A 25026-nucleotide genomic window follows, 5' to 3' on the forward strand; every position below is an offset into this window, starting at 1 on the left:
CGCACGGACCGCGGCACCGGGGCTCTCGGCACGAGGACCGCGGTGCCGCGTTTGTGCGCCCTCATCTGCGGCTGGTTTCCGTGGCAGGGTGGAACGGGCAAGCCTCAGGGGGCCAAACAGAAGAGGGGGAGTCCGTGATCGTCTGGATCAACGGCGCGTTCGGTGCGGGGAAGACCACCACCGCACGGGAACTGATCGAACTGATCCCGAACAGCACGCTCTTCGACCCCGAGGACATCGGCGCGGCGGTCGTGCGGCTGCTGCCGGCCAAGCACCTCGCCGAGGTCGGCGACTTCCAGGACCTGCCGATCTGGCGACGACTGGTGATCGACACGGCGGCCGCGATGCTCGCCGAACTCGGCGGGACCCTCGTGGTCCCCATGACCCTGCTGCGCCAGGAGTACCGCGACGAGATCTTCGGCGGGCTCGCCGCCCGCCGGATCGCTGTCCACCACATTCTCCTCGCTCCGGCGGAAACGATCCTGCGTGAGCGAATAGCCGGGCGGGAGACCCCGCCGACCCTTCCGCTCGGCGGGGTGGGGCAGGGGCACTGGGCGTACGACCGCATCGCGCCCTACCGGGCCGCCCTCGCCTCCTGGCTCGCCGCCGACGCCCATCCGATCGACACCAGCGCACTCACCCCGTACGAGACGGCCGCCCGCATCACCGAGGACCTCGGCGCCGGGACCGTGCCCGTGTGCGACATCGTGCAGACCCCCGAGCCCACCGCCGAGACCGTGGCCGCCGGGGTCCTCCTCTTCGACGAGCAGGACCGGGTGCTGCTCGTCGACCCCACCTACAAGGCCGGCTGGGAGTTCCCCGGCGGCGTCGTCGAGCCCGGTGAGGCGCCCGCGCGGGCCGGGATGCGCGAGGTCGCTGAGGAGACCGGCATCCGACTGGATGACGTACCGCGTCTCCTGGTCGTCGACTGGGAACCGCCCGCCCCTCCCGGATACGGCGGACTGCGCCTCCTCTTCGACGGCGGGCGGCTCGACTCCACCCGGGCGCGAGGTGTCCTGCTGCCCGGTCCCGAACTGCGCGGCTGGTGTTTCGCCAGCGAGGAGGAGGCAGCGGAGCTGCTGCCGCCGGTGCGCTACGAGCGGCTCAGGTGGGCGCTGCGGGCCCGGGAGCGCGGGGCGGCGCTGTACCTGGAAGCCGGGGTGCCGGTCGGCTGACCTCCGGATGAGCCCCGTCGGTGCGCACCGCCGCCGACGGGGCTTCGTCATGTTCGAGGCACGTTCGATTCAGGCAAGCGGGGTGCGAGAGCCCGTCAAGTAAATCGTCGCGATACCTCCATGTCAGAGCTAACGAAACGTCCCGCCCTCGTCAACTCTTGGCAAGGAGCGCAAACAATCCCCTTTCCGGTCATTTTCCGCCTTGACCGGCCTCTTGGCGGGTTGCGACAGTCCGCTCAGTCTCACGGCGCCGACAACGGCCGGCGACCGACGTCTTTCCCCTCAGGGAACACCCCATGACGAGACCCTGTCCGTTGGCGACGGCGAAAACTCCGCGCCAGCCCCAGCACCTACCCGGGACGTCCGCACGATGACGACGCAACAGCAGCCGATGCCCGCCGACACCGGCACCACGCAAGCCGGTGAACCCTCGCCGGACCCGCGGAGCGACGGCACGGTCATCACCGGGCGCTCGCCCGCCCGGATGGCCTGGCGGCGCATCAGACGGGACAAGGTCACCATGGCCGCGTTCGTGATCACGGTGTTCTTCATCCTGATCGCGCTGCTGGCCCCGGTCCTGACGGCGGTCACCGGCTGGGGGCCGATCACCCCCGACGGCAGGGCGATCGACCCGGACACCGGCAACTTCCCGCGCGGAGCACTGGGCGGCATCGGCCTCACCCACCTGCTGGGCGTCGAACCGGGCACGGGGTACGACCTGTTCGCCCGGATCGTCTACGGACTGCGCACCTCGCTGGTCGTCGGCTTCGCCTCGGCCGTGCTGTCCACCGTCGTCGGTGTCGTGGCCGGTCTCGCGGCGGGGTACTCCGGCGGCTGGATGGACTCCGTGCTGTCGCGGATCATGGACGTGATGCTGGCCTTCCCGCAGCTGCTGTTCATCATCGCGCTGACCCCGGTCATCCAGAACGCGATGCAGACCAACAGCCACGGCGGCACCGATGAGAACCTCCGGCTGCTGGTCCTCGTCCTGAACATCGCGGTGTTCGCCTGGGCCTACACCGCCCGGCTGGTGCGCGGACAGGTCCTGTCCCTGCGCGAGCGCGAGTTCGTCGACGCCGCGCGGATCATGAGCGCCGGACGGTGGCACATCCTGTTCCGCCAGCTGCTGCCCAACCTGTGGGCGCCGGTGCTGATCTCCTTCGCGCTGGCCGTCCCGCAGAACATCACCACCGAGGCGGCCCTGTCCTACCTCGGCGTGGGCGTCATCCCGCCCAACCCGGACTGGGGGGCGCTGCTGTCGGACGCCTCGCAGTTCTTCCTCCAGGACCCCATGTACCTGTTCGTCCCCGGAGTCCTGCTGCTGATGCTCGTCCTGGCGCTGAACCTCCTCGGTGACGGCGTCCGGGACGCCCTGGATCCCCGCGCGGCCCGCGGCTGACGCGGTCCTCTCAACACCGGCGTACCCGGCCCCACTTGGGCCGCCGCCGAGCCCGTAGAAGAACGGAGTGTTACCTCATGACGCGCAGAAGGCGCTCGATCGCGCTCGCGGCCACCGCCGTGGCGATCGCACTGGGGGCCACCGCATGCGGGGGCTCCTCCAGCACCACCGGGAGCGGCTCCCCGGCCAAGGGCGGCACGCTGACCGTCCTCGACCACGCCGACTTCGACCACCTCGACCCCCAGCGCGTCTACACCACCGAGGGTTCGAGCATGGACCAGGAGCTCGTGCGCACCCTGACCGGGTGGGACGAGACCGGGTCCCGGCCCAAGCTCGTCGGCGACCTGGCCACCGACACCGGAACGCCCAGCAAGGACGACACGGTGTGGACCTTCCACCTGCGCAAGGGGGTCACCTGGCAGGACGGCAAGGCGGTCACCGCACAGGACGTCAAGTACGGCGTCGAGCGGACCTTCTCGCCCGACATCAACGGCGGTCCGCCGTACGCCAGTCAGTGGCTGGTGGGCGGCTCTTCCTACAAGGGGCCCTACTCGGGCAAGGAACTCGCCTCGATCCAGACGCCGGACGCGTCCACGATCGTGTTCCATCTGGGCCAGCCCGTCGCGGACTTCAACCAGACGACCGCCATGCCCGGCTGGTCGGCGGTGCCCAAGGCCCACGACACGGGTGCCACGTACGACACGCACGTCTGCTCCGACGGGCCGTACATGATCAAGTCGTACACCAAGAACAAGGAACTCGTCCTCGTCAGGAACACCGCCTGGAAGCAGTCGACCGACCCGATCCGGCAGCAGAACGTCAACGAGATCGACGTGAAGCTCGGGCAGGACCAGTCGGCGATCGACCAGCAGATCAAGTCCGACGCCGGTACCGCCCAGACCTCGATCATGCAGTGGCCGATCGCGGGCTCCGACCTGACGACGATCTCCGGTGACCCGTCCCTGAAGTCCCGCCTCTACAACATCCCGGCCCCGGGCATCAACTACCTCGCCATCAACACCACCCGGGTCAAGGACCTGAAGGTCCGTCAGGCCATCGAGGACGCGATCGACAAGACCACCGTGCGCGGCGCGTTCGGCGGTTCGGCGTACGGCGGTTACGCGAGCACCATGCTCAGCCCCGGTATCGGCGGCTACCAGAAGTTCAACTTCTACAGCACCGACCCCGCCGGGGACGCCACCAAGGCCAAGGCGTTGATGAAGCAGGCCGGCAACCCCAGGCTCACCATGTCGCTGGCGGTCGAGAACACCACCACCGAGGAGCACTTCGCCGACGCCGTGAAGACCTCGCTCGGCGCGATCGGCATCACGGTGAACATCACGCCGATCGACGCGGCGAACTACTTCAGCACCATCGACAACGTGAAGAACCAGTACGACCTCACGTGGGGCGACTGGATCGCGGACTGGCCGAACGCCTCCACCGTGCTGCCCGTGCTCTTCGACGGACGGCAGATCGCGAAGCTGCCGCAGTCCAACCAGGACCTGTCGTACCTGAACGACCCCGCGGTCAACGCGCAGATCGACAAGATCGCCAAGATGACCGACGTCAAGCAGGCCGACGCCGCCTACGGCGCCCTGGACGAGCAGATCATGAAGGACGCCGCCGTGGTCCCGCTGATGTACATGAACTTCAGCGAGCTGGCAGGCTCCAAGGTCGGCGGGGTCATCTCCGACCCCATCCTCGCCGAGCCCAGCCTGGTCCACGCCTACGTCAAGAGCTGACGCGTCAGGAACTGACGCAGCCCTCCCAGTCCCGCCGGCGGCCCCGGCCGGCGGGCACACCCCCTCTCACGTCAGGGTCCAGCACGACATGCTTCGTTACCTCATCCGGCGCCTGCTGGCAGCGGCCGCGATCCTGCTGGTGATCACCGTGATCACCTTCGTGATCTTCTTCGCGCTGCCGTCCGACCCCGCGCTCCTGGCCTGCGGCAAGACCTGCTCGCCCTCCCGGCTGGTCGAGATCAAGCATTCGCTCGGGCTCGACCAGAGCTTCCTCACCCAGTTCTGGGAGTTCTTCAAGGGACTCTTCGTCGGCCGGGACTTCGGCGACCAGAGCGTGCGCGTGCACTGCGGCGCGCCCTGCCTCGGCATCTCCTTCCAGACCGACAGCCCGGTCCTGTCGACCCTGCTGGACGACTTCCCCGCGGACCTGTCGCTGGGTCTCGGCGCCGCGGTGTTCTTCCTGATCCTGGGCGTGGGCCTCGGCACCCTCGCCGCGGTCCGCAGGGGCAGGGCGGCCGACAAGGCGGCGGTGGGACTTGCCCTGCTCGGTGTCTCGGTGCAGATCTACTTCGTCGGCCTGCTGCTGCTCTACCTGTTCGTCGACAAGTGGCAGATCCTGCCGGCCTCCGGCTACACCCCGATCACCCAGGACCCCAGCGCCTGGTTCCAGGGGCTGATCCTGCCGTGGGCCACCCTGGTCATCGTCTACCTCGCCCTGTACACCCGGCTCACCCGCTCCTCCATGCTGGAGGTCTTCGCCGAGGACTACATGCGCACCGCCCGGGCCAAGGGCCTGTCCACCGGCCGGGTCGTCCTCAAGCACGGCCTGCGGGCCGCGATCACCCCGATCATCACCATCTTCGGCATGGACGTCGGCTCCCTGATCGGCGGCTCCGCGGTCATCACCGAGTCGGTGTTCGGCATCAACGGCATCGGCAAGCTCGCGGTCGACTCGGTGCAGAACTCCGACCTGCCGGTCATCCTCGGCACCACGCTCTTCGCGGCCACCTTCGTCGTGCTCGCCAACGTGGTCGTCGACGTGGTCTACGGCCTCGTCGACCCCCGTGTCCGCCTCGCCTGAGCCCCTCACCGCAGCAAGGAAACGCCGTGTCCCTCCAGACCTCACCGCAACCGGCGGCCGCCGATCCCGCGGCCGCGCCCTTCCTCGACGTACGGGATCTACGGGTGCACTTCCCGACCGAGGACGGCATCGTCAAGTCCGTCGACGGCGTCTCCTTCACCCTGGAGAAGGGCAGCACCCTCGGCATCGTCGGCGAGTCCGGCTCGGGAAAGTCGGTCACCTCGCTGGCCCTGCTCGGGCTGCACAAGGGCACGCGCGCCGACGTCTCGGGCGAGATCCGGCTGGACGGCAGGGAGTTGGTCTCCCTTCCCGAGCGCGACATGCGCGCGCTGCGCGGCCGGACGGTCTCCATGATCTTCCAGGACCCGCTGTCCGCCCTGCACCCGTACTTCACCGTCGGCGCCCAGATCGCCGAGGCCTACCGGGTCCATCACAAGGTCTCGAAGAAGGAGGCGCGGGAGCGCGCCGTGGAGATGCTGAAACGGGTCGGCATCCCGCAGCCCGAACGCCGGGCGCGGGACTACCCGCACCAGTTCTCCGGCGGCATGCGCCAGCGCGCGATGATCGCCATGGCGCTGGTCTGCGACCCCGAACTGCTCATCGCCGACGAGCCCACGACAGCCCTGGACGTCACCGTCCAGGCGCAGATCCTCGACCTGATCCGCGATCTCCAGGAGGAGTTCGGCTCCGCGGTCATCCTCATCACCCACGACCTCGGTGTGGTGGCCGACATCGCCGACGACATCCTGGTGATGTACGGCGGCCGCCGCATCGAGTACGGCACCGTGCGCGATGTGCTCAAGGAGCCCCAGCACCCTTACACCTGGGGTCTGTTGGAGTCGATGCCGCAGATCACCGGGGACGTCGAGCGACGGCTGAACCCCATCGCGGGCTCCCCGCCGAGCCTCATCAACCCTCCCTCCGGCTGCGCCTTCCACCCCCGCTGCACCTACAAGGGCCGGGTGCCCAGCGGGCGTTGCGCGGCGGAACGGCCCGAACTGGTGGCCGTCGCCGGAACCGGCCGGCACCTCGCCGCCTGTCACCTCACCCCGGAGACCAGAACAGAGATCCGCGGTCGTACGGCCGCCGGAGCCGCGCAGTGAGGGCGGCGGACGAACAGGAGCATGCCGTGAGCACCACACAGCCCGCCGCCGGGGAGCACCTGCTCGAAGTCAGCGGCCTCACCAAGCACTTCCCGATCCGCCACGGCATCGTCTTCCAGCGGCAGATCGGGGCCGTGCACGCCGTCGACGGCATCGACTTCACGGTCGGCGCCGGCCAGTCGCTCGGCCTGGTCGGCGAGTCCGGCTGCGGCAAGTCGACGACGGGCCGCCTGGTCACCCGGCTGCTGGAACCCACGGCCGGAAAGGTGGTGTTCGACGGCGAGGACATCACCCACACCCCGGAGAACCGGATGAAGGAGGCCCGCCGAAACCTCCAGATGATCTTCCAGGACCCGTACTCCTCGCTGAACCCCCGGCACACGGTCGGCACGATCGTCGAGACACCGATGCGGCTCAACGGCATCAATCCGCCGCAGGGTCACAAGAGGCGCGCCCAGGAACTGCTGGAGACGGTCGGGCTCAACCCCGAGCACTACAACCGCTACCCGAACGAGTTCTCCGGGGGCCAGCGCCAGCGCATCGGGATCGCCCGCGCCCTCGCGCTGCGGCCCAAACTCATCGTGGCCGACGAACCGGTGTCGGCCCTGGACGTGTCCATCCAGGCGCAGATCGTCAACCTGCTCCAGGACCTCCAGCGGGAGTTCGGCATCGCGTTCGTCTTCATCGCCCACGACCTCGCCGTCGTACGGCACTTCTGCGAGCGGGTCGCGGTGATGTACCTCGGCAAGATCGTCGAGGTCGCCGACCGGCAGACGCTGTACACGAGGCCCCGGCACCCCTACACCCACGCACTGCTGTCCGCGGTCCCCGAGGCCGACCCGGACGGCACCCGGCGCCGGGAGCGCATCCGGCTGGCGGGGGACGTCCCCTCACCGGTCGACCCTCCCTCCGGCTGCCGCTTCCGTACCCGGTGCTGGAAGGCACAGGACCGGTGCGCGACGGAGGAGCCGCCCCTGGTGCGCCTGACGGGCAATGCCGAGGACCACCTGACCGCCTGTCACTTTCCTGAGGAACCGAGCGTCGAGGCCCGGGACGAGGACATCGTGCTCGACCCGCGGCTGACCGCGTCGGGAGAGATCGCGTCGACTTCGTCGTGAGGGTAGGGGGTGAGCCTGCTTGCCTGTACAAACCGCCGGTTGAAGTCACCGACCTCGGTTGCCAGTCGGGCATGACGTGAGATGAGTGCGGCGGCGGCCCCGGGGATGCCCTCGGGGCGGTGACCGTCGGCGCAGGCGCGGATGAAGTCCTCGCGTTCGTCCCTGGGGAGGCCGTACTGGTCCACGACCAGCCAGTGCACCAGGTAGGAGAGGGCGTAGGCGCGGTCGTAGCGTCGGTGGCGGGCGTGGAAGTCGCTTTCTCGTGCGGTGAGCTGGAATCGGCTGGACAGGGACAGTCCGTAGTCGGTGAGGTAGAGCCGGTGTCCGTCGGTGAGGATGTTGCCGAAGTGGGCGTCGAAGTGGACGAGTTGCTGTGCGCGGAGGAAACCGGTGACGGCCTCCAGCCCCCGCTCCACGAGGGTGCACGCCGAGTCGGCGTCAGGCGTGCGCAGTTGGGCGGAGAGCCAGTCGTGGAGGGTGTGCGGCACGTACTCCAGGAACAGGGTCAGGCTCGCGGACGCGGTGCGCAGGGCCTCGATGCGCTCCCTGAGGCCTGGTGAATTTCCCCAGTAGGTCACGGCCCGCTCCACGTCGGCGAGCGCCTCGGGGAGCGGCTGCGGGGTGTCGGGCAGCACCCGCCAGTGGTGCAGCAAGGGGAAGCCCGGGAAGCGGTCCGAGCGTACCCAGTTGGTCGTCATCTCGTGCACGGCCAGTTCGCGCCAGGCACCGAAGCCGGGGCTGCCGATCTCGCCGATGCCGTAGTGGCAGTGGGCGGGCAGGTCGAAGAGGTTCGCCGTGGAGTGGACGTGGTCCGGGTGGAGCTCGGTGTCGGTGAGTGGCACCTGCTTCACGAAGACCCGTACGCCGTCCACCTCCAGCAGGGTCGCCCGGCCACCGATCCCGGTGCCCGCGGGGGTGCCCGACGCCACGAGGTCGGCGAGCTCCCGGTCGCTCAGGAGGGCGAGGGAGGTGGCGGTGTCGGCGTGGGTGCGGAGACGGGGGAGGGTGTCCATGGCCCCATGATCGGGTCCCCGTGGCCGAAGCAGGCGATGCTCGCGTCGAGTGCCGCCAACTTCGCGAAGGAGTCCACGGCCTGGGCCCGGTCGACGTTGAACACGCCGAGCATCACTTTTCCGTCGAACGGGACGCGGCCACCGCGTCCCCCGTGAACAGCACACCGTGCGCAGGGAGATGGAGCGCGATGCTGCCGGGGGTGTGGCCGGGGACATGGACGACCCGGGCTCCGCCGCCGAAGTCGAGGACATCGCCCTCGGACAGCTCGGTGAGCTTCGGCGGCCTCGCGAACCCGTCCTGCGGCAGGTGCCGTAGAGCTTCCGCGTGCAGGGGGCGCTCCCAGTCCTCGAACACCGGTGGCGGGCCCGCCACTTCACCCCGTACGGCGGGGGCGTCGAGCCGGTGCGCCAATACCTCGGCGCCGGTCACCGCGGCCAACTCGGCCGCCCCGCCCACATGGTCCTCGTAGAAGTGGGTGAGCACGATCCGTCGTAGGGGTCCTTGGAGGCGGGCGGCGATCGGCGCGGCGGAACCCGCAGGGCCGGCGTCGACCAGCGTCGACTCGTCGCCGTCCCGCCAGAGGTATGCCTGGCCGACGGGGAAGCGCAGGAGGTGGAGGTGCGGGAGCAGCTCGATGACGTCCATGGGACGACCGTAGAAAGGCCCCCGTCCGTGGACGAGGGCCTTCTGCCGACAGCAGAGCCGTCGGGTCAGCTCGCCGCGTAGTTGCGCAGGAACAGGGCCTCCGCCACCGACAGGCGCTCCAGCTCCTCGGGTGAGACGCTCTCGTTCACGGCATGGATCTTGGCCTCCGGCTCGCTCAGGCCGATGAGCAGGATCTCGGCGTGCGGGTAGAGCGCCGCGAGGGTGTTGCACAGGGGGATGGAGCCGCCATGGCCGGCGTACTGCATCTCCTGGCCCGGGTAGGCCACCGCCATCGCCTCCGCCATCGCCGCGTACGCCGGGCTGGTGGTGTCCGCGCTGAACGGCTGGCCGTGGCCGATCCGCTCGGTGCTCACCCGCGCGCCCCACGGGGTGTGCGCCTCCAGGTGGGCCTCGAGCAGCCTGGTCGCCTCGTCGGTGTCGATGCCCGGCGGCACCCGCAGGCTGATCAGGGCGCGGGCGCTCGCCTGCACCGACGGGGTGGCGCCGACGACCGGCGGGCAGTCGATGCCGAGGACCGTCACGGCCGGGCGCGCCCAGAGGCGGTCGGAGACCGTGCCGTCACCGATCAGCTCGACGCCGTCCAGGACCTTGGCGTCCGCCCGGAACTGCTCCTCGTCGTACTGCAGGCCGTCCCAGGACGCGTCCGGCGTGAGGCCGTCGATCCTCGTCGTACCGTCCTTCCCGCGCAGCGAGTCCAGTACGCGGATCAGCGCGGCCAGCGCGTCGGGGGCGGCGCCGCCGAACTGGCCCGAGTGCAGGTTGCCCTCCAGGGTGTCGACCCGGACGCGCATCATGGTCATGCCGCGCAGGGTGGCGGTGACCGTCGGCAGACCGACGCGGAAGTTGCCCGCGTCGCCGATGACGATGGTGTCCGCCTCCAGGAGCGCGGGATGTTCCTCGGCGTACCGCTCCAGGCCGCCCGTGCCCTGCTCCTCCGAGCCCTCGGCGATGAACTTGACGTGGACCGGGACCCCGCCGTTGGCCTTGAGGGCGCGCAGCGCGAGCAGGTGCATGAGCACGCCGCCCTTGCAGTCGGCGGCCCCGCGCCCGTACCAGCGGCCGTCGCGCTCGGTCAGTTCGAAGGGCGGGGTCGTCCAGCCGGCCTCGTCCAGCGGCGGCTGCACGTCGTAGTGGGCGTACAGGAGGACGGTCTTCGCGCCCGCCGGGCCGGGCAGGTGGCCGTAGACGGACTGGGTCCCGTCCGGGGTGTCGAGCAGTGCCACGTCCTGGAATCCCTCGGTGGCGAGCGCGTCCGCGACCCAGCGGGCGGCGGCCTCGCTCTCGCTCTTCGGGAACTGGTCGAAGTCCGCCACCGACTTGAACGCCACCAGTTCGCTGAGCTCCGCCCGCGCCCTGGGCATCAGCGAGGCGACGGTCTCGGCGACCGGATTCGACGACATGGGCACGCTCCTTGTGGGTGCGACGTTGTACCTGTGAGTGCCGTAGATCCTCCCACAGTGGTCTGTGGGCGGGCCCGCCGTAGGATGCGGGAGACAGGTGCGGCAATGGCTTGATCGGGAGCAGCAGACCATCGTGAGCAGCGAGAACACTTCGGCGGGCGACCCTTCGGCGGACGACTCCCCGGCGGACGGCGTACGGGACGACGGACAGCGGGTGTGGGACGTCGTCGTCGTGGGCGCGGGCCCCGCGGGGGCCTCGGCCGCCTATGCGGCGGCGGTGGCAGGGCGGCGCGTGCTGCTGCTGGAGAAGGCCGAGCTGCCGCGGTACAAGACGTGCGGCGGCGGGATCATCGGCCCCTCGCGGGACTCGCTGCCGCCCGGCTTCGAGCTGCCGTTCCGGGACCGGGTGCACGCGGTCACGTTCTCGAACAACGGACGCTTCACGCGGACCCGGCGCTCCAAGCAGATGCTGTTCGGGCTGATCAACCGGCCCGAGTTCGACCAGCAGCTCGTCGAGCACGCGCAGAAGGCGGGCGCCGAGCTGCGCACGGGCGTCACCGTCCAGCGCGTCGAGCAGCACGGCTCGGCGGTGCCCGACCGGCGTACCGTCGCCGTGGTCCTCCAGGGCGGCGAGACGCTCCTCGCCCGGGCGGTCGTCGGGGCAGACGGCAGCGCCAGCCGGATAGGCGCGCATGTCGGGGTGAAGCTCGACCAGGTGGACCTCGGCCTGGAGGCGGAGATCCCGGTGCCGGAGACCGTCGCCGAGGACTGGAAGGGGCGGGTGCTCATCGACTGGGGCCCCATGCCCGGCAGTTACGGCTGGGTCTTCCCCAAGGGGGACACCCTGACGGTCGGCGTGATCTCCGCGCGCGGCGAAGGCGCGGCCACCAAGCGGTACTTGGAGGACTTCATCGGGCGGCTCGGCCTGGCCGGGTTCGAACCGAGCATCTCCTCCGGCCACCTGACCCGCTGCCGTGCCGACGACTCGCCGCTCTCGCGCGGGCGGGTGCTGGTGTGCGGTGACGCGGCGGGGCTCCTGGAGCCGTGGACCCGCGAGGGCATCTCCTTCGCGCTGCGCTCCGGGCGGCTCGCGGGGGAGTGGGCGGTCAGGATCGCCGAGGCCCACGACGCGGTGGACGCCCGGCGCCAGGCGCTGAACTACGCGTTCGCCGTCAAGGCGGGCCTCGGCGTCGAGATGAGCGTCGGCAAGCGGATGCTGACCGCGTTCGAGCGCCGGCCCGGCCTGTTCCACGCGGCGCTGACGGGTTTCCGGCCCGCGTGGAACGCGTTCAAGGACATCACCCAGGGCGCGACCTCACTGGGCGAGCTGGTCCGGGGCCGGCCGATGGCCCAGCGGGCGCTGGCCGCGCTGGACCCGCGTCCGGCCGAGCGCGCCGCGGACGACGGAGTCACTTCGTGAGCGTGACGCGGAAGACGGGGTGGTCGGGGGCGATGCGCAGCAGGTCGGCGTCGGGGGAGTCGGGACCGACACCCTTGAAGAACACGCCGACCTCGGCCTTCCAGCGCTTGAGGTAGGCGCGCAGGAGCGGGACCTTCTCCTCGCCGATCACCTCGGTGGCGGTGAAGGCCTCCGCGTTCTTGCCCAGGTGCAGCTCGCCGCCGCCGGCCGCGCGCATGTTGCGGGTCCACTGGACGTGGCCGCGCGGGGCGACCAGATACTGTTCGCCGTCCACCGTCAGCAGGTTCACCGGGGTGGTGCGCCACTCGCCGCTCTTGCGTCCCCGGACGGCCAGGACCCGTGAGCCCCAGACGCTGAAGCCGCGGCGGGTCAGAAAGGCCACCGAGCGGTTGAGGACGTTGACCGTGAACCAGCCGGGCTTCTGTACGTGCGTGGACATGTGACCCCCAGGATTCGGGAGAGCGTCGCTCTCTTTTGTGAGCACCGCTCTCTCCCGGTCTTCAGTCTGGCACGGCCGGGGCGTCGGAGCAAGAGCGGTGCTCTCGTTTGTGTGCGCCGCTCTCATTTCATGGGAGACTGGCGCCCATGAGTACCGCACAATGCGCCCGAGCCCGAGCCCGGATCGAGGTCACCGCCACCATCAAGGACGAGGCGCGCAGACAGCTCGCCGCCGAGGGCGCCGCCAAGCTCTCGCTGCGGGCCGTGGCCCGTGAGCTCGGCATGGTCTCCTCCGCGCTGTACCGCTACTTCGCCAGCCGCGACGACCTCCTGACCGCTCTCATCATCGACGCCTACGACTCGCTGGGCGAGAGCGCGGAGCGGGCGCACGACGCGGTCCGCGACGAGGCCCCCGTGGAGCGCTGGGTGGCGGTGTGCGAGGCGGTGCGTCGGTGGGCGCTGGAGAACAGCCACGAGTACGCGCTGATCTACGGATCCCCGGTCCCCGGCTACACCGCCCCCGCCACGACCATTCCCGCAGCGTCCCGGGTGGGCCTGCTCCTCATCGGCATCGCACGCGACGCGCACACGGGCCCCGGTCTGTCGTTGCCCGCACTGCCCCCGGAGCTGCGACCCGAGGCCGAGCGTATGAACGCCGACATCGCCCCCGACCTCCCGGCCGAGGCGGTGACCGCGCTGGTGGCCGCCTGGGCCCAGCTGTTCGGCCTCGTCGGATTCGAGCTGTTCGGTCAGTTCAACCGGATCGTGGCGGACCGGGAGACGTTCTTCCGGCGCGCCGTCACCCGGCTCGGGCGGGAGGTGGGCCTCCGATGACCGGCCGGGACGGGAGCGGGCGTACGCCGCCGGGAGTACGCGTGATCACCACGCTCGGCTGACGCCCCGGCCGGGCGGTGGCGTCTAGCGTGGCTGTCATGGACGGTGAACAGGGCGTGCGCGGGGGCGGTCCGCCGCGGTGGTGGCGGCACGGGCCGTCGTGGTGGCGCGGAGCCGGCGGTGACGGGCAGGGCGCCCGGTGGCCGTGGCCGTCCACCCTGCTGCTCACCTTCTTCGTGCTCGGAGGGTCGAACTACGCGGCCCATCAGCAGGCCGGTGACCGGGCCGCGCTCGATGTGTTCGCACGGGTGCTCCTGGTGACCGGCTCCGGGCTGCTGCTGTGGCGGCATCGGCAGCCGGTGCTCGTCGTCTTCGGTACGGCGGCTGCGGCGATGCTGTACCTCGGGGCCGGGTATCCGTACGGGCCGGTGTTCCTCACCGTCGCCCTCGCCTGCTTCAGCGCGGTCGTGACCGGACACCGCAAGGCCGCCTGGACCGCGCTCGGCATGCTCTGGGCCGGGCATGTCCTGGTGGCTCACTGGCTCTACCAGTGGCTGCCCCCGGCCGGGGACCCGGCCGCGCCCTGGGGGCAGGAGGGTGTGATCGCCGCCTGGGTCGTCGCCATCGTCGCCGTCTCGGAGCTGGCCCGGACCCGCCGGGAACAGTGGGCCCGGGAGCGGGCCGAGCGCGCCCGGGCCGCTCGGCGCCGCGCGGACGAGGAGCGGCTGCGGATCGCCCGCGAACTGCACGACGTCCTCGCGCACAGCATCTCCGTCATCAACGTCCAGGCCGGCGTGGGCCTCGCCCTCCTCGACACCGACCCCGAACAGGCCCGCACCGCCCTCACCACCATCAAGGCCGCCAGCAAGGAGGCGCTCGGCGAGGTGCGCCAGGTGCTCGACACGCTGCGCACCCCCGGTGACGCACCGCGCGCCCCCGCGCCGGGCCTCGACCGCCTGCCCGAGCTGGTGTCCCAGGCGGCCGACGCGGGCCTCACTGTCGAGGTCGAGGGGTCGGCGCCGGCCCTGCCGCCCGGCGCGGATCTCGCCGCCTTCCGGATCGTCCAGGAGGCGCTCACCAATGTCGTACGGCACTCGGGATCGCGGCACGCGCGTGTACGGCTCGATCCCGGCGGGGACGCGCTACGGCTGCGTATCGACGACGACGGGCCCGCGACCGGCACCGACGCGGGCGGCAGCGGCAACGGTCTGGCCGGAATGCGGGAGCGGGCCGCCGCACTCGGTGGCACGATCGAGGCGGGCCCGCGGCCCGACGGAGGGTTCCGGGTGCTCGCCGTACTGCCGCTCGAGGTGAAGGCCAAGGAGGACGACCGGTGATCCGCGTACTGCTCGCCGACGACCAGTCACTCGTGCGGGCCGGTTTCCGGGCCCTGCTCGACGCGCAGCCGGACATCGAGGTGGCGGGAGAGGCCCCGGACGGTGAGGACGCGCTGCGCAAGGTGCGCGAACTGCGGCCGGACATCGTCCTGATGGACATCCGGATGCCGCTGCTCGACGGTCTCGCCGCGACCCGGCGCATCACCGAGGACGACGCGTTGAAGGACGTGAAGGTGGTCATGCTCACCACCTTCGAACTCGACGAGTACGTCTTCGAGGCGATCCGTTCCGGCGCCTCCGGCTTCCTGGTCAAGGACACCGAACCGGAGGAACTCCTGCGCGCGGTAAGGGCGGTGGTCGACGGCGACGCGCTCCTCTCGCCCGGCGTGACCCGCCGTCTCATCGCCGAGTTCGCGGCCCGCTCCAAGGAGCCCGCGGCCGAAGGCGCCCTCGCCGGGCTCACCGAGCGGGAACGGGAGGTGATGGCCCTGGTCGGGATCGGCCTGTCCAACGAGGAGATCGCCCGCCGCCTGGTCGTCAGCCCGCTCACCGCCAAGACCCACGTCAGCCGCACGATGGTCAAACTCGGCGCCCGCGACCGCGCCCAACTGGTGGTGCTGGCCTACGAGTCGGGCTTGGTACGGCCCGGCTGGCTGGGCTGAGGGCGCTGCTGCCGGAAGCGCACGAGCACACTGATCACCCGGGCGACGAAGACCACGGGCGCGATCGTGAGCCCGATGCGCAGCAGCAACTTCTCCACGGTTCCCGGCAGTTCGAACAGCAGCGCCGGTCCGGCCACCGCCCCGAACAGCACCGCCGCCGCGAACAGCGCACTGCACAGCGCGTATCCGATCTCGACGGTGATGGCATCCCGCTCGGCCTGGTTCCGGCGTCCCCCGTAAGTCTCCACTCGCCGAGTCTCACAGCCGTGTGCCCGGCGGAGCAAGCAGCTCGGCCGGGCACACGGTGTCGGAGGCGTCCCCCTAGTCGCGTACGGTGACGCGTTCCGCCTCCTGGACAGGGGACTTGGCGACCACGACGGACCGCTGCGGGCGGCGCGGGGTGCGCAGTCCCGTGAGGGTGATCAGCAGCCCGGCCGCGGCGATGGCCGTGACCACGACGAGGCCGGGGCGGTAGCTGTCGAGGACGGCCTGCGGGGTGGCGTTCTCGGGGGCGCCCGCGGTCACCACGGCGGTCACGACGGCCAGGAAGATCGCACCGCCGACCTGGACCGAGGTGTTGAGCAGTCCGGAGACCATGCCCTGCTCGTGGTCCTCGACGCCGTTGGTGGCCTGGATGTTGAGCGACGGGAAGACCAGTGCGCAGGCGGCGCCGATGAGCAGCATCGACGGCAGGATCGCGGCGGCGTAACCGGGGTTCAGGTCGACCCCCAGGAACAGCGCGTATCCGACGACCATCAGGGCGAAGCCCGCCGGGATCAACCGCTGGGTGCCGAACCGGTCGACGATCGAGCCGACCTTCGTCGAGGACACCGCCACCAGTGCGCCCGCGGGCAGGAAGGCGAGCGCGGTGTGCAGCGCAGACCAGCCGAGCAGCGACTGCATGTACAGGGTCACGAGGAACTGGAAGCCCACGTACGAGCCGAAGAAGGCCATGGCACCCAGCTGGGCGCGGATCTGGGTGCCGGAGCGCAGCACGCCGAGCCGGACCAGCGGGCCCGGCGAACGCCGCTCGACCAGGACGAACACCGTCAGCAGTACCGTCACGGCGAGGAAGGACAGCAGGGTGCGGGCCGAGGCCCAGCCGGACTCCGGAGCCTGGACGACGGTGAAGACCAGGAGCAGCATCGAGGCGGTGCCGAGAACGGCGCCGGGGATGTCGTAGCCGTTGTGGTCCTTCTCGCGGGCGCTGCGCGGCAGCAGCCTGAGACCGGCGACGAGCGCGATCAGGGCGATGGGTGCGGGCAGCAGCATGGTGAGGCGCCAACTGGCCTCGGTGAGCAGGCCGGAGAGCACCAGGCCCATGGAGAAGCCGGTGGCGGCGCAGGTGGTGTAGATGGAGAGCGCGCGGTTGCGCAGCGGGCCCTCCGGGAACGTCGTGGTGATGATGGACAGGCCCGCGGGCGCGGTGAAGGCCGCGCTCAGGCCCTTGATGAAGCGGCTGGCGATCAGCAGCGGGCCCGAGTCGACGAGGCCGCCCAGGAGAGAGGCGACCGCGAAGACACCGAGGGCCACCAGGAAGACCTGGCGCCGGCCCAGCAGGTCGGCGGCGCGGCCGCCCAGGAGCAGCAGGCCGCCGTAGCCGAGGATGTAGCCGCTGACGATCCATTGCAGCGTCGAGGTGGAAAGGCCCAGGTCGGCGCCGATGGACGGGAGCGCGACGCCGACCATGGACACGTCCAGGGCATCCAGGAACATCGCGGCGCACAGCACCAGCAGGGTGCCCCAGAGCCTGGGTGTCCAGCGGACCGCTGAGGACGGGTCCGCGGGGGTGGTGAGCGGAGAGGTCATGGCGAAGACACTACATGCGCATGCATCGAATGCGAACGCATTTAATTCCGATGCAATAATTCGTCTTCTCTGCTACGGTGCCGCGCATGGTGGCGAAGAAGCCCGAGCAGGCACTCGCGGAGCAATGGCGGGACATCCTGGCGCTGCACGCGCGCACGCAGTGCGAACTGGACCGCGCTCTTCATCAACACGGCCTGTGCGCAAGCGACTTCGAGGTACTGGACGTCCTGGCCCACGGCGGCTGCGACTACCGCGTGCAGGAGATCTCCGAGCGGGTCCACCTGAGCCAGAGCGCGCTGTCACGGCTGGTCGCCCGGCTGGAGAAGGACGGGCTCGTCGAGCGCGGGATGTGCGCGGAGGACCGGCGGGGCGTACGCGTCTCACTCACCTCCAAGGGGCGCGCGCTGCACCGTGACGCCCTGCCGGTGCAACGCGCGGTCCTCACAAGGATGTTGGCATCCTCCTAGATCACGCCGGACTTCTCCCGCCACAGCTCGGCGACCGACACGTCCCCCGTCACCCGCGGGAACGGCAGCCGGTTCCACAGGGCCGGATACAGCCGCGCGGCGGGCCCGGACACCTCGCAGTCGGCGTCCCCCGCCTCGCCGTACGAGGTCGCCGGCGGCTCCTCGGTCAGGCGTACGGTCCACACGGCGCCGTCCGTGTCGCTCGCCCGCACCCGCAGCACCCGGGGCTCGGCGCTGCGGACCCGGCTCTTGTCGCGGGCGTGGAAGCCGCGGAGCAACTCGTCGATGCCGTCGGCCGCGAAGTCCCGCCCGAATTCCTCGGGGGTGCCGCCGCGCGCCGCCTCCGCGTCGAAGCGGTGCACGGCCGTCTCGTGCGCCTGCCGCCGGGCCCAGAAGGCGAGCGGTGAGGGAGCGGGAAGGAAGTGCCAGCATCGCAGGTCGGGCGCGGCGGAGCCCAGCGTCGACCAGACGGCGGTGGCCGGTGCGGAACCAGACCAGCAACTCCTCCCCGTCCAGGGTGGGTTCGTCACCGAAGGGGCGGAAGTCGGTCTGCTCCTCGGCCACGAACGCCGTGGCCCAGCGATGCACCGTGCCCGTGTGCCGCAGCAGGTCGCGCACCTGCCACTCCGGGCAGGTCGGCACCTTGGCGTCGGGACCGGCCTCCTCGGCGGCCGACGCGAGCTACGGATGAAGCAGGGGGACGGGTCGCCGTGGTCCTGTGCGTTTTCTGTGCCCATGCCCTAGGGTCACGGTGATTCCGGGGAGACGAGAGGTACTGGCCTTCGCGGTCCAGGATCCGGATGAACTCGGCTGTCTCCATGGGAGGAGTGTGCCTGACGACACCCGGCCACCGGCCCCGCCGGGGCTACCAGTCGCGGGCGGCCTGCAGCAGGTGGTCGCGGACCAGTGCCACGTGCGGATTGCCCGAGGTGCCGGGGCGCTGTACCAGGTAGGCCGTGTTGATGGGCGGGTCGTCGGGGTCGTTGAGCAGAACCAGTGCACCCGACGCCAGTTCCTCGGCGCACAGATAACGGGGGAGCACGGTGAATCCGGTTCCGCCGACCACCGCGGCCTTGACCGCGTTCAGGTCGGGCATGGTGACGGCCGGCTGCTGCACCAGGCGCCGCCCGAAGACGTGCCGCCAGTAGCGGCGCACGATGGGCAGGTCCTCGGCGTAGGCGACGAGCGGGACGCCGTGCAGCGCGGCCGCGAGGTGTTCCGGTGCGCCGAGCCGCTGGGCCCGGGTGGGGGAGGCGACCAGCACGAACTCCTCGTCGTTGAGCGGCAGGGCGGTGAGCGCGCGGCCGCGCGGCCGGAACGTGGCGATCACCAGGTCGTGCCGCCCCGTGCGCAGGTCGTCCAGGAGCGGTTCGGTCAGACCGGGTGTGATGCGCAGCCGTACCCCTTTGTCCACCAAGGGCGCCACGCCGGGCAGGACGCTGCGGGACAGCAGCTCGGCCGGGCCGGCCAGATGCACCGGCTCGGCCGGGGCGTCCTCCGTGTCCCCGGCGGGTCCGGCCACCGCGGCGAGCGAGTCCAGGGGGTGCACGATCCGGGCGGCGAGCTCGTCCGCGTACGGTGCCGGGGTCACGCCCCGCGCCCGGCGCTCGAACAGCTCGCGGCCCCACTGCCGTTCCAGGGTGCGGATCTGGGTGGTGACCGTGGGCTGGGACAGGCCGAGGAGACGGGCCGCGGCGGTGAAGGAGCCGGTGCGGTACACGGTGAGGAAGGTCCGCAACAGGTTCAGGTCGGGCGGGGTGCCGACAGTCCGGCCCGCATCCTCGGAGCCATTGCTGTTCCTATCCCTCATATGCATGAGCCTATTGGATTTCTATGACACGAGAGGACTACGGTTTCATCATGTCGAAGATCCTCTTTGTAATGACCGGCGCCGACCACTGGACCCTGGCCGACGGCACCCAGCACCCGACCGGCTTCTGGGCCGAGGAGGCCGTCGCCCCGTACGAGGCGTTCAAGGCTGCGGGACACGAGATCGTCGTGGCCACGCCGGGCGGTGTCGTGCCGACCGTGGACAAGGGCAGCCTCGCGGCCGAGGTCAACGGTGGGCAGGAGAACGCCGACCGCATCGCCGGGGTGCTCGCCTCGGCCCCCGAACTCCAGGCCCCGCTGCGGCTGGACGAGGTGAACCTCGACGACTACGCGGCCGTGTTCTACCCCGGCGGCCACGGGCCGATGGAGGACCTCGCCGTCGACGCGGTCTCGGGCCGGCTGCTCAGCAGCGCCCTGGAGAGCGGCAAGCCCCTCGGGGTCGTCTGCCACGCCCCGGCCGCGCTGCTCGCCGCCACGAAGGCCGACGGTTCCAACGCGTTCGCCGGGCGCCGCGTGGCCGCCTTCACCAACGCCGAGGAGACCCAGGCGGGCCTCGCCGACAAGGCCAAGTGGCTGCTCCAGGACCGGCTCACCGAGGCCGGCGTGCAGGTCGAGGTGGCCGAGCCGTGGGCTCCGCATGTGATCGTCGACGGCAACCTGGTGACCGGGCAGAACCCGGCATCCTCCGCGCCGCTCGCCGTCGAACTTCTGAAAAGGCTGGGCTGAGCCTCTGAGGCTCCTCAAGTCGCTTGGCGGACGCGGAAGATGACCGCCACGATGACCGCATGTCGGTAATCGCGGGACTGAACAAGAAACACAACTTCGTGCTGCTCGTCCGGGACGCGGACGTCGTGGCGGCGGCCCTGCGCCAGGCGCTGGCGGAGGCCCCGCCGGAGGAACGCCCCGGGCTGGAACGCGCCGTGGCCCTCGTCGAGTCCACCGCCGCCGCCACCGAGACGGTGCTGCGTGCCCGCTGGGTCCGCTCCCGCCTGGCCGCCGTCGGCTTCACGGGCGACATCACCTCGGTCGCGGCGGTACGCGCCCTGCGCAAGGCGGAGCCGAAGCTGAGCCTGTTGGCGGCCGTGCAGCTGCAGAAGGAGGCGGTGGCTCATCCGGAGTGATCCGGCTGAGCCATTCGTCGCGTGGAGGCCAGGGGCGGGGGGTGGCCGCGGCGTGGTGGTGGGCGTTGGCGGAGGTCGGGGTGTGCTTCGCGGTCCGGTGGTGATCGGGGCCGGGGCGCCGGACGGTTTCTCGTGGTGGTTATGGGCTGGCGGGGGTGTGGTCAGGTTGGTGTCGTGCGTCAGGTGTGCGGTGCATGACCCCGGGTTGGCGGAGGTTGGGGTGCGTTTCGGGGTCCGGTGGTGATCGGGGCCGGGGCGCCGGACTGTGCCTCGTGGTGGCGGTGACCTGGCGGGAGCCCGGTCAGGCTGTTGCCGCGCGTCGGGTCAGTGTGGCGATCACCGCGGCGGTGGCGGCGAGTGCCGCGACGCTGGTGAGGGCGACGGGGAGGGAGAACCAGTCGGCCATGAAGCCGATGGCGGGCGGGCCGAGGAGCATGCCGCCGTAGCCGAGGGTGGAGGCGACGGCGACCCCGTCCGGCCCGGCCAGCCTGCCCGCCCGCTCGACGGCGACGGGGAAGAGATTGGCCAGACCGAGCCCCGTGATCATGAAGCCGAGCAGTGCCGCCCAGACGGACGGGGCAAGGGCGCCGAACAGCATGCCGAGCGCGGCGACCGTGCCGCCGCCCACCAGCGTCCGGGTCTGGCCGAGTCGTTCGAGCAGTCTGGTGCCGGTCAGTCGGCCGATGGTCATGGCGAGCGCGAAACACGAGTAACCGACCGCCGCGACGCCGGGCGTGGCGTCCAGGTCGTGCTCCAGGTGCAGGGCGCTCCAGTCGGCCAGGGCCCCCTCGCCGTAGGCCGTGCACAGGGCGATCAGGCCGAAGGTGATGACGAGGCCGCGGGTGCGGGTGCCGGTGCCCGGCTGACGGGGTGCGGACTGGTGCCGCGGCGTGTCCTGCTGGGGTGCCGGCGGCTGGATGCGCAGCAGGGTCCGGCCCGCGACGGCGGTGACGAGCAGACCGATCACGGTGAGACCGAGCAGGTGCCGCGTGGGTGACAGGCTTCCGGCGACCAGCCCGCCGAGCCCGGCACCGAGCATTCCGCCCAGGCTGAAGGCCGCGTGGAAGCTGGGCATGATCGGCCGCCGCAGCGCGGCCACCAGATCGACCGCGGCGCTGTTGAACGCCACGTTGATGCTGCCGTACGCGGCGCCGAAGACGAGCAGTACGGCGCCGAGCGCCGGCGCGGAGTGGGTGAGCGGCGGCAGGGCGACGCTGAGGGAGAGCAGGACGGCGCAGACGACGGTGACCCGGTGGGTGCCGTAGCGGCGGCACAGCCGTCCCGTGAGCGTCATGGTGATCACCGCGCCGGCCGAGACACCGAGGAGGGCGAGGCCGAGGGCGCTGGCGGAGGCGCCGGTCTGCTCCTTGATCGCGGGAATCCGGACGACCCACCCGGCGAAGATGAAGCCGTCGACGGCGAAGAAGACGGTGAGGGCGATACGGAGTCGGGTGAGGGAGTTGTCCGGTACGGCGATGCGTGTACGCATTTTGTTTATCAGCGGCACAAAGTCAGGGTAGGTGCGTGCTCGATTGTGGGCAAGGGTGTTCGGGTGAGCGGAAGTGCCGGGCCTGCCCTTGCTGAGCCGCTGACCGGTCTCCTCCAGCCGCCGCGCAGGCCGGCCCGGTGGCCCGGTTCACCTTCCGCGAGTGAGGCCCCGTGACGCCCCCGGCCCGCAGGATGGCCTCGGCCACCGGACACGGAGGGCTCGCAGGACACGGAGGGCGGAGCGGAGCGGCTCATGTCGGCTTGGGCGGTGTTCGTCGTCGCGGCGGTCGTCGCGGGATATGCCCTGGTGTCGGCCCGGGCAGCCGCCTGGGCGGTGTCCGGCCCCATGATCTTCGTGGCGGTCGGCACGGCTCTGGCCGAGCCCGGGCTCGGCCTGGTCAGTCCCGCGCACGACGTGGAACCCGTGCGGGCGCTGCTCGAAGCCGCCCTCGCACTGGTGCTGTTCACCGACGCCGCCGGCGTGCACTCGCGGGAGCTGCGCCGTGACGACTTCCTGCCCGTACGGCTGCTCGGCATCGGGCTGCCGCTGACCATCGGCCTCGGCTGGCTGGCGGCATGGCCGCTGCTGCCGGGCCTCGGTGTCTGGGGGCTCGCTCTGGTCGGCACGATCCTGGCGCCCACCGACGCCGCCCTCGGGCAACCCGCGATCACCGACCGCCGGGTCCCGGCGCTCGTCCGGCAGGGACTCAATGTCGAGAGCGGACTCAACGACGGTCTGTGCGTGCCCTTCTTCGTCCTCTTCATCGCCGCCGCGGGCCAGGAGGCTGGCCGGGCGGGGACACCGGGCGCCGGTGAGGTGGTGGTCCGGGCCCTGCTTCTGTCCACCGTGTGCGGCATCGGGCTGGGCCTGCCCGCCGGGTGGGCCCTGGTGCGGTCGCGGCGCCGCGGCTGGGCGGCAGGCGAGTGGCGGCAGCTCCTGCCGGCGATGATCGCCTTCGCCTCGTTCGCGGCGGCCGCCGCGCTGGAGGGCAGCGGGTTCATCGCCGCCTGGGTCGCCGGCCTGGCCTACGGCAACGCCGTACGGCGCCATCCCACCGAGCGCGGGACACCGGACCCGGAGTGCGAACTGACCGAACGGCTCGGCGCGTTGCTCGCGATGCTGAGCTTCTTCGCGTTCGGCGCGCTCCTTCTCGCCCCGGCGCTGAACGAGCTCACCTGGCGGATGGCGGTTTACGCGGTGCTGAGTCTCACCGTGATCCGCGGGCTGCCCGTCGCGCTGAGCCTGGCCCGCTCGGGGCTCCGTCCGCCCACGGTGGCCTACGTCGCCTGGTTCGGGCCCCGGGGTCTTGCCTCCATCGTGCTCGGGCTGCTGGTCCTCGAGGAGCGGATACCCGGCACCGAGCAGGTCTCGGCGGTCGTGGCACTGACCGTGACGATCAGCGTGTACGCCCACGGTGTCAGCGCCGGAGTCCTGGCCGGGCGCTACGGCCGCTGGTATCGCGCCGCGGCCGGCCGGACACCGGGCCTGCGCGAGGACGCGCCGGCCTCCTCGGACGGCACCGGAATCGCCCTTCGGGGGTGAGGACCACCCCGGCACGGCACGTCACGGTGGCGCCATGGAACCGACCGTACGGAGCCGGCCGTGGCAGGCTCGCCTCTCGCTGGCCGCGGCCGCGGCGGCCGTGCTGACCCTGGGTGTCTTCGCGGGGCTGCGCACCTTCGCCCTCGTGGGCGTGGCGATCGCGGGCCTGGTCATGACGTGAGCCGCCATCTGGTGGGCCTTGACCAGGCGGGGGCTGTTGCGGACGCTGGCCGTCCTGTTGGCCCTGACCGCGCCCGCTTGGGTGCTGGTGATGTTCACCAGGGCCCATCTGGCCTGGGTCGTCGCTCTTTCGGGAGCACTGTGGCTGGTCGCGGTCGGAGCGGGGCGGGCCGCCCTTGCGCGGGACGACGTGCCCGCCCCGATGCCCGAACTCCCCGCGCCGGGAATCCGTCACCCGGTGCTGATCATGAATCCGCGTTCGGGCGGCGGGAAAGTAGGCCGGTTCGCCCTTCAGGAGCGGGCCGAGGCGCTCGGAGCACAGGTGCTGATCCTGGAGCGTGGCGGCGACACCGATGTGGCCGCGCTGGCCCGCACGGCCGTCGCGGAGGGCGCCGACCTGCTCGGCGTCGCCGGCGGGGACGGGACCCAGGCGCTGGTCGCCGATGTCGCCGCCACGCTCGGCGTGCCCTTCCTGGTGATCCCGGCCGGCACCCGCAACCACTTCGCCCTCGACCTCGGCCTGGACCGCGAGGACCCCGCCAAGGCGCTGGACGCCCTGCACGACGGTGTGGAACTCCACGTCGACCTCGGTCGCGCGGGCGGCCGCCCCTTCGTCAACAACGTGTCGCTCGGTGCCTACGCGGAGGTGGTCCAGAGCCCCTCCTACCGTGACGACAAGACCCGCACCACCCTGGGACTGCTCCCCGACCTCCTCACGGGTCATCAGGGCGCACACCTCAGCGCCCGGGTCGGCGAGCTCACCATCACCGATCCGCAGGCCCTGCTGGTGAGCAACAATCCCTACGCCACCGGCGACTTCGCCGGTCTCGGCCGCCGGGGACGACTGGACGGCGGCGAGCTGGGCGTGGTCGGTGTCCATGTGACCGGTGCGGTCAGGGTCGTAGGGCTGCTGCGGACACGGAAGTCCACCGAACTGACGCGGGCCGCGGCCCGGGACGTCGTCGTCGATGCCGACCAGGCGTGGATCCCGGTCGGCATCGACGGAGAGGCGGTACGGCTGCCCGTGCCGGTGCGCTGCGAGCTGCGGCCCCGGGCGCTGCGGGTGATCGTGCCCCGGCAGCGGCCGGGCCTGCGCCGGGTCCGGCCGCCGCTCGACTGGCGCCGGGTCGCCGGGCTCGGACTGGCCCGGTCCGCCGGCGGGCATCACCGACGGCCCTGACCGCACCGGCTGCCGG

Annotated in this window: 23 protein-coding genes and 2 pseudogenes; 16 read left to right on the forward strand and 9 right to left on the reverse strand. The window is 71.3% G+C overall.

The genetic code is table 11. The features are described 5' to 3' along the window. Window positions 1-134: 134 nt before the first annotated feature. The 6 genes from ACZ39I_RS18555 to ACZ39I_RS18580 all read left to right on the forward strand — a co-directional run bounded on the left by ACZ39I_RS18555 (window position 135) and on the right by ACZ39I_RS18580 (window position 7621). Window positions 135-1175 carry an NUDIX hydrolase gene (locus ACZ39I_RS18555; RefSeq protein ID WP_467245428.1) on the forward strand — a complete coding sequence of 347 codons (1041 nt, stop codon included), beginning with the start codon at window positions 135-137 and terminating at the stop codon, window positions 1173-1175. A gap of 370 nt (window positions 1176-1545) precedes the next feature. Continuing rightward, window positions 1546-2574 (forward strand): ABC transporter permease, encoded by a 1029-nt coding sequence (locus ACZ39I_RS18560; RefSeq protein ID WP_467245429.1) that lies wholly within the window; start codon window positions 1546-1548, stop codon window positions 2572-2574. Between the two features lie 77 nt (window positions 2575-2651). Beyond that, complete coding sequence (locus ACZ39I_RS18565; RefSeq protein ID WP_467245430.1) at window positions 2652-4319, forward strand: ABC transporter substrate-binding protein; 1668 nt, start codon at window positions 2652-2654, stop codon at window positions 4317-4319. Between the two features lie 88 nt (window positions 4320-4407). Then, window positions 4408-5400, forward strand: coding sequence for an ABC transporter permease (locus ACZ39I_RS18570; RefSeq protein WP_451475531.1), 993 nt, complete (start codon window positions 4408-4410; stop codon window positions 5398-5400). 26 nt (window positions 5401-5426) lie between these two features. Further along, window positions 5427-6503, forward strand: coding sequence for an ABC transporter ATP-binding protein (locus tag ACZ39I_RS18575; protein WP_467245431.1), 1077 nt, complete (start codon window positions 5427-5429; stop codon window positions 6501-6503). Then, complete coding sequence (locus ACZ39I_RS18580) at window positions 6500-7621, forward strand: ABC transporter ATP-binding protein (protein WP_467245432.1); 1122 nt, start codon at window positions 6500-6502, stop codon at window positions 7619-7621. The genes ACZ39I_RS18575 and ACZ39I_RS18580 overlap by 4 nt, the downstream gene beginning before the upstream one ends. On the opposite strand, the gene ACZ39I_RS18585 is transcribed toward ACZ39I_RS18580, so the two are convergent. The 3 genes and pseudogenes from ACZ39I_RS18585 to ACZ39I_RS18595 form a co-directional block, all read right to left on the reverse strand. Continuing rightward, window positions 7522-8634: a protein kinase family protein gene (locus ACZ39I_RS18585; RefSeq protein WP_467245433.1), complete on the reverse strand. Its 1113-nt coding sequence runs from the start codon at window positions 8632-8634 to the stop codon at window positions 7522-7524. The genes ACZ39I_RS18580 and ACZ39I_RS18585 overlap by 100 nt on opposite strands. Then, window positions 8574-9280: pseudogene (locus ACZ39I_RS18590) on the reverse strand (MBL fold metallo-hydrolase). The gene ACZ39I_RS18585 and the pseudogene ACZ39I_RS18590 overlap by 61 nt, the downstream one beginning before the upstream one ends. Before the next feature lie 65 nt (window positions 9281-9345). Continuing rightward, window positions 9346-10701, reverse strand: coding sequence for a M20/M25/M40 family metallo-hydrolase (locus ACZ39I_RS18595; protein ID WP_467245434.1), 1356 nt, complete (start codon window positions 10699-10701; stop codon window positions 9346-9348). Between the two features lie 133 nt (window positions 10702-10834). Here ACZ39I_RS18595 and ACZ39I_RS18600 point away from each other — a divergent pair, with 133 nt between their 5' ends. After that, the gene (locus ACZ39I_RS18600) at window positions 10835-12121 is read left to right on the forward strand and encodes a geranylgeranyl reductase family protein (RefSeq protein WP_467245435.1); all 1287 of its coding nucleotides are present in this window, start codon (window positions 10835-10837) and stop codon (window positions 12119-12121) included. Here ACZ39I_RS18600 and ACZ39I_RS18605 read toward each other — a convergent pair. After that, window positions 12111-12560 (reverse strand): nitroreductase family deazaflavin-dependent oxidoreductase, encoded by a 450-nt coding sequence (locus ACZ39I_RS18605; protein WP_467245436.1) that lies wholly within the window; start codon window positions 12558-12560, stop codon window positions 12111-12113. The genes ACZ39I_RS18600 and ACZ39I_RS18605 overlap by 11 nt on opposite strands. Window positions 12561-12706: 146 nt before the next feature. On the opposite strand from ACZ39I_RS18605, the gene ACZ39I_RS18610 reads away from it, so the two are divergent. The 3 genes from ACZ39I_RS18610 (at window position 12707) to ACZ39I_RS18620 (ending at window position 15392) form a co-directional block, all read left to right on the forward strand. Further along, window positions 12707-13393 (forward strand): TetR/AcrR family transcriptional regulator, encoded by a 687-nt coding sequence (locus ACZ39I_RS18610; protein ID WP_467245437.1) that lies wholly within the window; start codon window positions 12707-12709, stop codon window positions 13391-13393. 98 nt (window positions 13394-13491) lie between these two features. After that, window positions 13492-14730 (forward strand): sensor histidine kinase, encoded by a 1239-nt coding sequence (locus tag ACZ39I_RS18615; protein ID WP_467245438.1) that lies wholly within the window; start codon window positions 13492-13494, stop codon window positions 14728-14730. Next, window positions 14727-15392, forward strand: coding sequence for a response regulator (locus ACZ39I_RS18620; protein ID WP_467245439.1), 666 nt, complete (start codon window positions 14727-14729; stop codon window positions 15390-15392). Before ACZ39I_RS18615 ends, ACZ39I_RS18620 begins: the two co-directional genes overlap by 4 nt. On the opposite strand, the gene ACZ39I_RS18625 is transcribed toward ACZ39I_RS18620, so the two are convergent. Both ACZ39I_RS18625 and ACZ39I_RS18630 read right to left on the reverse strand, forming a co-directional pair. Further along, window positions 15353-15640 (reverse strand): DUF6332 family protein, encoded by a 288-nt coding sequence (locus ACZ39I_RS18625; protein ID WP_467245440.1) that lies wholly within the window; start codon window positions 15638-15640, stop codon window positions 15353-15355. The genes ACZ39I_RS18620 and ACZ39I_RS18625 overlap by 40 nt on opposite strands. A gap of 73 nt (window positions 15641-15713) precedes the next feature. Beyond that, window positions 15714-17201, reverse strand: a complete 1488-nt coding sequence (locus tag ACZ39I_RS18630; protein WP_467245441.1) for an MFS transporter — start codon at window positions 17199-17201, stop codon at window positions 15714-15716. Window positions 17202-17287: 86 nt separating this feature from the next. Here ACZ39I_RS18630 and ACZ39I_RS18635 point away from each other — a divergent pair, with 86 nt between their 5' ends. After that, complete coding sequence (locus ACZ39I_RS18635; RefSeq protein ID WP_451475544.1) at window positions 17288-17668, forward strand: MarR family winged helix-turn-helix transcriptional regulator; 381 nt, start codon at window positions 17288-17290, stop codon at window positions 17666-17668. Here the strand turns inward: ACZ39I_RS18635 and ACZ39I_RS18640 are convergent. Together ACZ39I_RS18640 and ACZ39I_RS18645 are read right to left on the reverse strand one after the other, a co-directional pair. Next, window positions 17665-18349: pseudogene (locus ACZ39I_RS18640) on the reverse strand (maleylpyruvate isomerase family mycothiol-dependent enzyme); the annotation flags it as partial. The gene ACZ39I_RS18635 and the pseudogene ACZ39I_RS18640 overlap by 4 nt on opposite strands. Window positions 18350-18533: 184 nt before the next feature. Next, window positions 18534-19478, reverse strand: coding sequence for a LysR family transcriptional regulator (locus tag ACZ39I_RS18645; protein ID WP_467245442.1), 945 nt, complete (start codon window positions 19476-19478; stop codon window positions 18534-18536). 50 nt (window positions 19479-19528) lie between these two features. On the opposite strand from ACZ39I_RS18645, the gene ACZ39I_RS18650 reads away from it, so the two are divergent. Both ACZ39I_RS18650 and ACZ39I_RS18655 read left to right on the forward strand, forming a co-directional pair. Further along, window positions 19529-20224: a type 1 glutamine amidotransferase domain-containing protein gene (locus ACZ39I_RS18650; RefSeq protein ID WP_467245443.1), complete on the forward strand. Its 696-nt coding sequence runs from the start codon at window positions 19529-19531 to the stop codon at window positions 20222-20224. Between the two features lie 59 nt (window positions 20225-20283). After that, on the forward strand, window positions 20284-20619 hold the full coding sequence (locus ACZ39I_RS18655; RefSeq protein WP_467245444.1) for a hypothetical protein: 336 nt from the start codon (window positions 20284-20286) through the stop codon (window positions 20617-20619). Window positions 20620-20920: 301 nt separating this feature from the next. On the opposite strand, the gene ACZ39I_RS18660 is transcribed toward ACZ39I_RS18655, so the two are convergent. After that, window positions 20921-22108 (reverse strand): MFS transporter, encoded by a 1188-nt coding sequence (locus ACZ39I_RS18660; protein ID WP_467245445.1) that lies wholly within the window; start codon window positions 22106-22108, stop codon window positions 20921-20923. A 252-nt stretch (window positions 22109-22360) separates the two neighbouring features. Here ACZ39I_RS18660 and ACZ39I_RS18665 point away from each other — a divergent pair, with 252 nt between their 5' ends. The 3 genes from ACZ39I_RS18665 to ACZ39I_RS18675 are packed head-to-tail and all read left to right on the forward strand — an operon-like array spanning window position 22361 to window position 25010. Then, a complete protein-coding gene (locus tag ACZ39I_RS18665) occupies window positions 22361-23650 on the forward strand; it encodes a cation:proton antiporter (RefSeq protein WP_467245446.1) in 1290 nt (429 codons plus the stop codon). A gap of 34 nt (window positions 23651-23684) precedes the next feature. After that, the gene (locus tag ACZ39I_RS18670) at window positions 23685-23831 is read left to right on the forward strand and encodes a hypothetical protein (protein WP_467245447.1); all 147 of its coding nucleotides are present in this window, start codon (window positions 23685-23687) and stop codon (window positions 23829-23831) included. A gap of 18 nt (window positions 23832-23849) precedes the next feature. Beyond that, a complete protein-coding gene (locus ACZ39I_RS18675; protein ID WP_467245448.1) occupies window positions 23850-25010 on the forward strand; it encodes a diacylglycerol/lipid kinase family protein in 1161 nt (386 codons plus the stop codon). Window positions 25011-25026: the final 16 nt, after the last annotated feature.

It is taken from the genome of Streptomyces sp. NPDC024687, from assembly GCF_055559055.1.

Excerpts from the sequence above, each read along its gene's own strand:
- ACZ39I_RS18560 (WP_467245429.1), top strand. The coding sequence starts at position 1,546 with ATGACGACGCAACAGCAGCCGATGCCCGCCGACACCGGCACCACGCAA.
- ACZ39I_RS18655 (WP_467245444.1), top strand. The coding sequence starts at position 20,284 with ATGTCGGTAATCGCGGGACTGAACAAGAAACACAACTTCGTGCTGCTC.
- ACZ39I_RS18570 (WP_451475531.1), top strand. The coding sequence starts at position 4,408 with ATGCTTCGTTACCTCATCCGGCGCCTGCTGGCAGCGGCCGCGATCCTG.
- ACZ39I_RS18565 (WP_467245430.1), top strand. The coding sequence starts at position 2,652 with ATGACGCGCAGAAGGCGCTCGATCGCGCTCGCGGCCACCGCCGTGGCG.
- ACZ39I_RS18650 (WP_467245443.1), top strand. The coding sequence starts at position 19,529 with ATGTCGAAGATCCTCTTTGTAATGACCGGCGCCGACCACTGGACCCTG.
- ACZ39I_RS18635 (WP_451475544.1), top strand. The coding sequence starts at position 17,288 with ATGGTGGCGAAGAAGCCCGAGCAGGCACTCGCGGAGCAATGGCGGGAC.
- ACZ39I_RS18630 (WP_467245441.1), bottom strand. The coding sequence starts at position 17,201 with ATGACCTCTCCGCTCACCACCCCCGCGGACCCGTCCTCAGCGGTCCGC.
- ACZ39I_RS18660 (WP_467245445.1), bottom strand. The coding sequence starts at position 22,108 with ATGCGTACACGCATCGCCGTACCGGACAACTCCCTCACCCGACTCCGT.
- ACZ39I_RS18665 (WP_467245446.1), top strand. The coding sequence starts at position 22,361 with ATGTCGGCTTGGGCGGTGTTCGTCGTCGCGGCGGTCGTCGCGGGATAT.
- ACZ39I_RS18610 (WP_467245437.1), top strand. The coding sequence starts at position 12,707 with ATGAGTACCGCACAATGCGCCCGAGCCCGAGCCCGGATCGAGGTCACC.
- ACZ39I_RS18585 (WP_467245433.1), bottom strand. The coding sequence starts at position 8,634 with ATGGACACCCTCCCCCGTCTCCGCACCCACGCCGACACCGCCACCTCC.
- ACZ39I_RS18595 (WP_467245434.1), bottom strand. The coding sequence starts at position 10,701 with ATGTCGTCGAATCCGGTCGCCGAGACCGTCGCCTCGCTGATGCCCAGG.
- ACZ39I_RS18645 (WP_467245442.1), bottom strand. The coding sequence starts at position 19,478 with ATGAGGGATAGGAACAGCAATGGCTCCGAGGATGCGGGCCGGACTGTC.
- ACZ39I_RS18605 (WP_467245436.1), bottom strand. The coding sequence starts at position 12,560 with ATGTCCACGCACGTACAGAAGCCCGGCTGGTTCACGGTCAACGTCCTC.
- ACZ39I_RS18670 (WP_467245447.1), top strand. The coding sequence starts at position 23,685 with ATGGAACCGACCGTACGGAGCCGGCCGTGGCAGGCTCGCCTCTCGCTG.
- ACZ39I_RS18615 (WP_467245438.1), top strand. The coding sequence starts at position 13,492 with ATGGACGGTGAACAGGGCGTGCGCGGGGGCGGTCCGCCGCGGTGGTGG.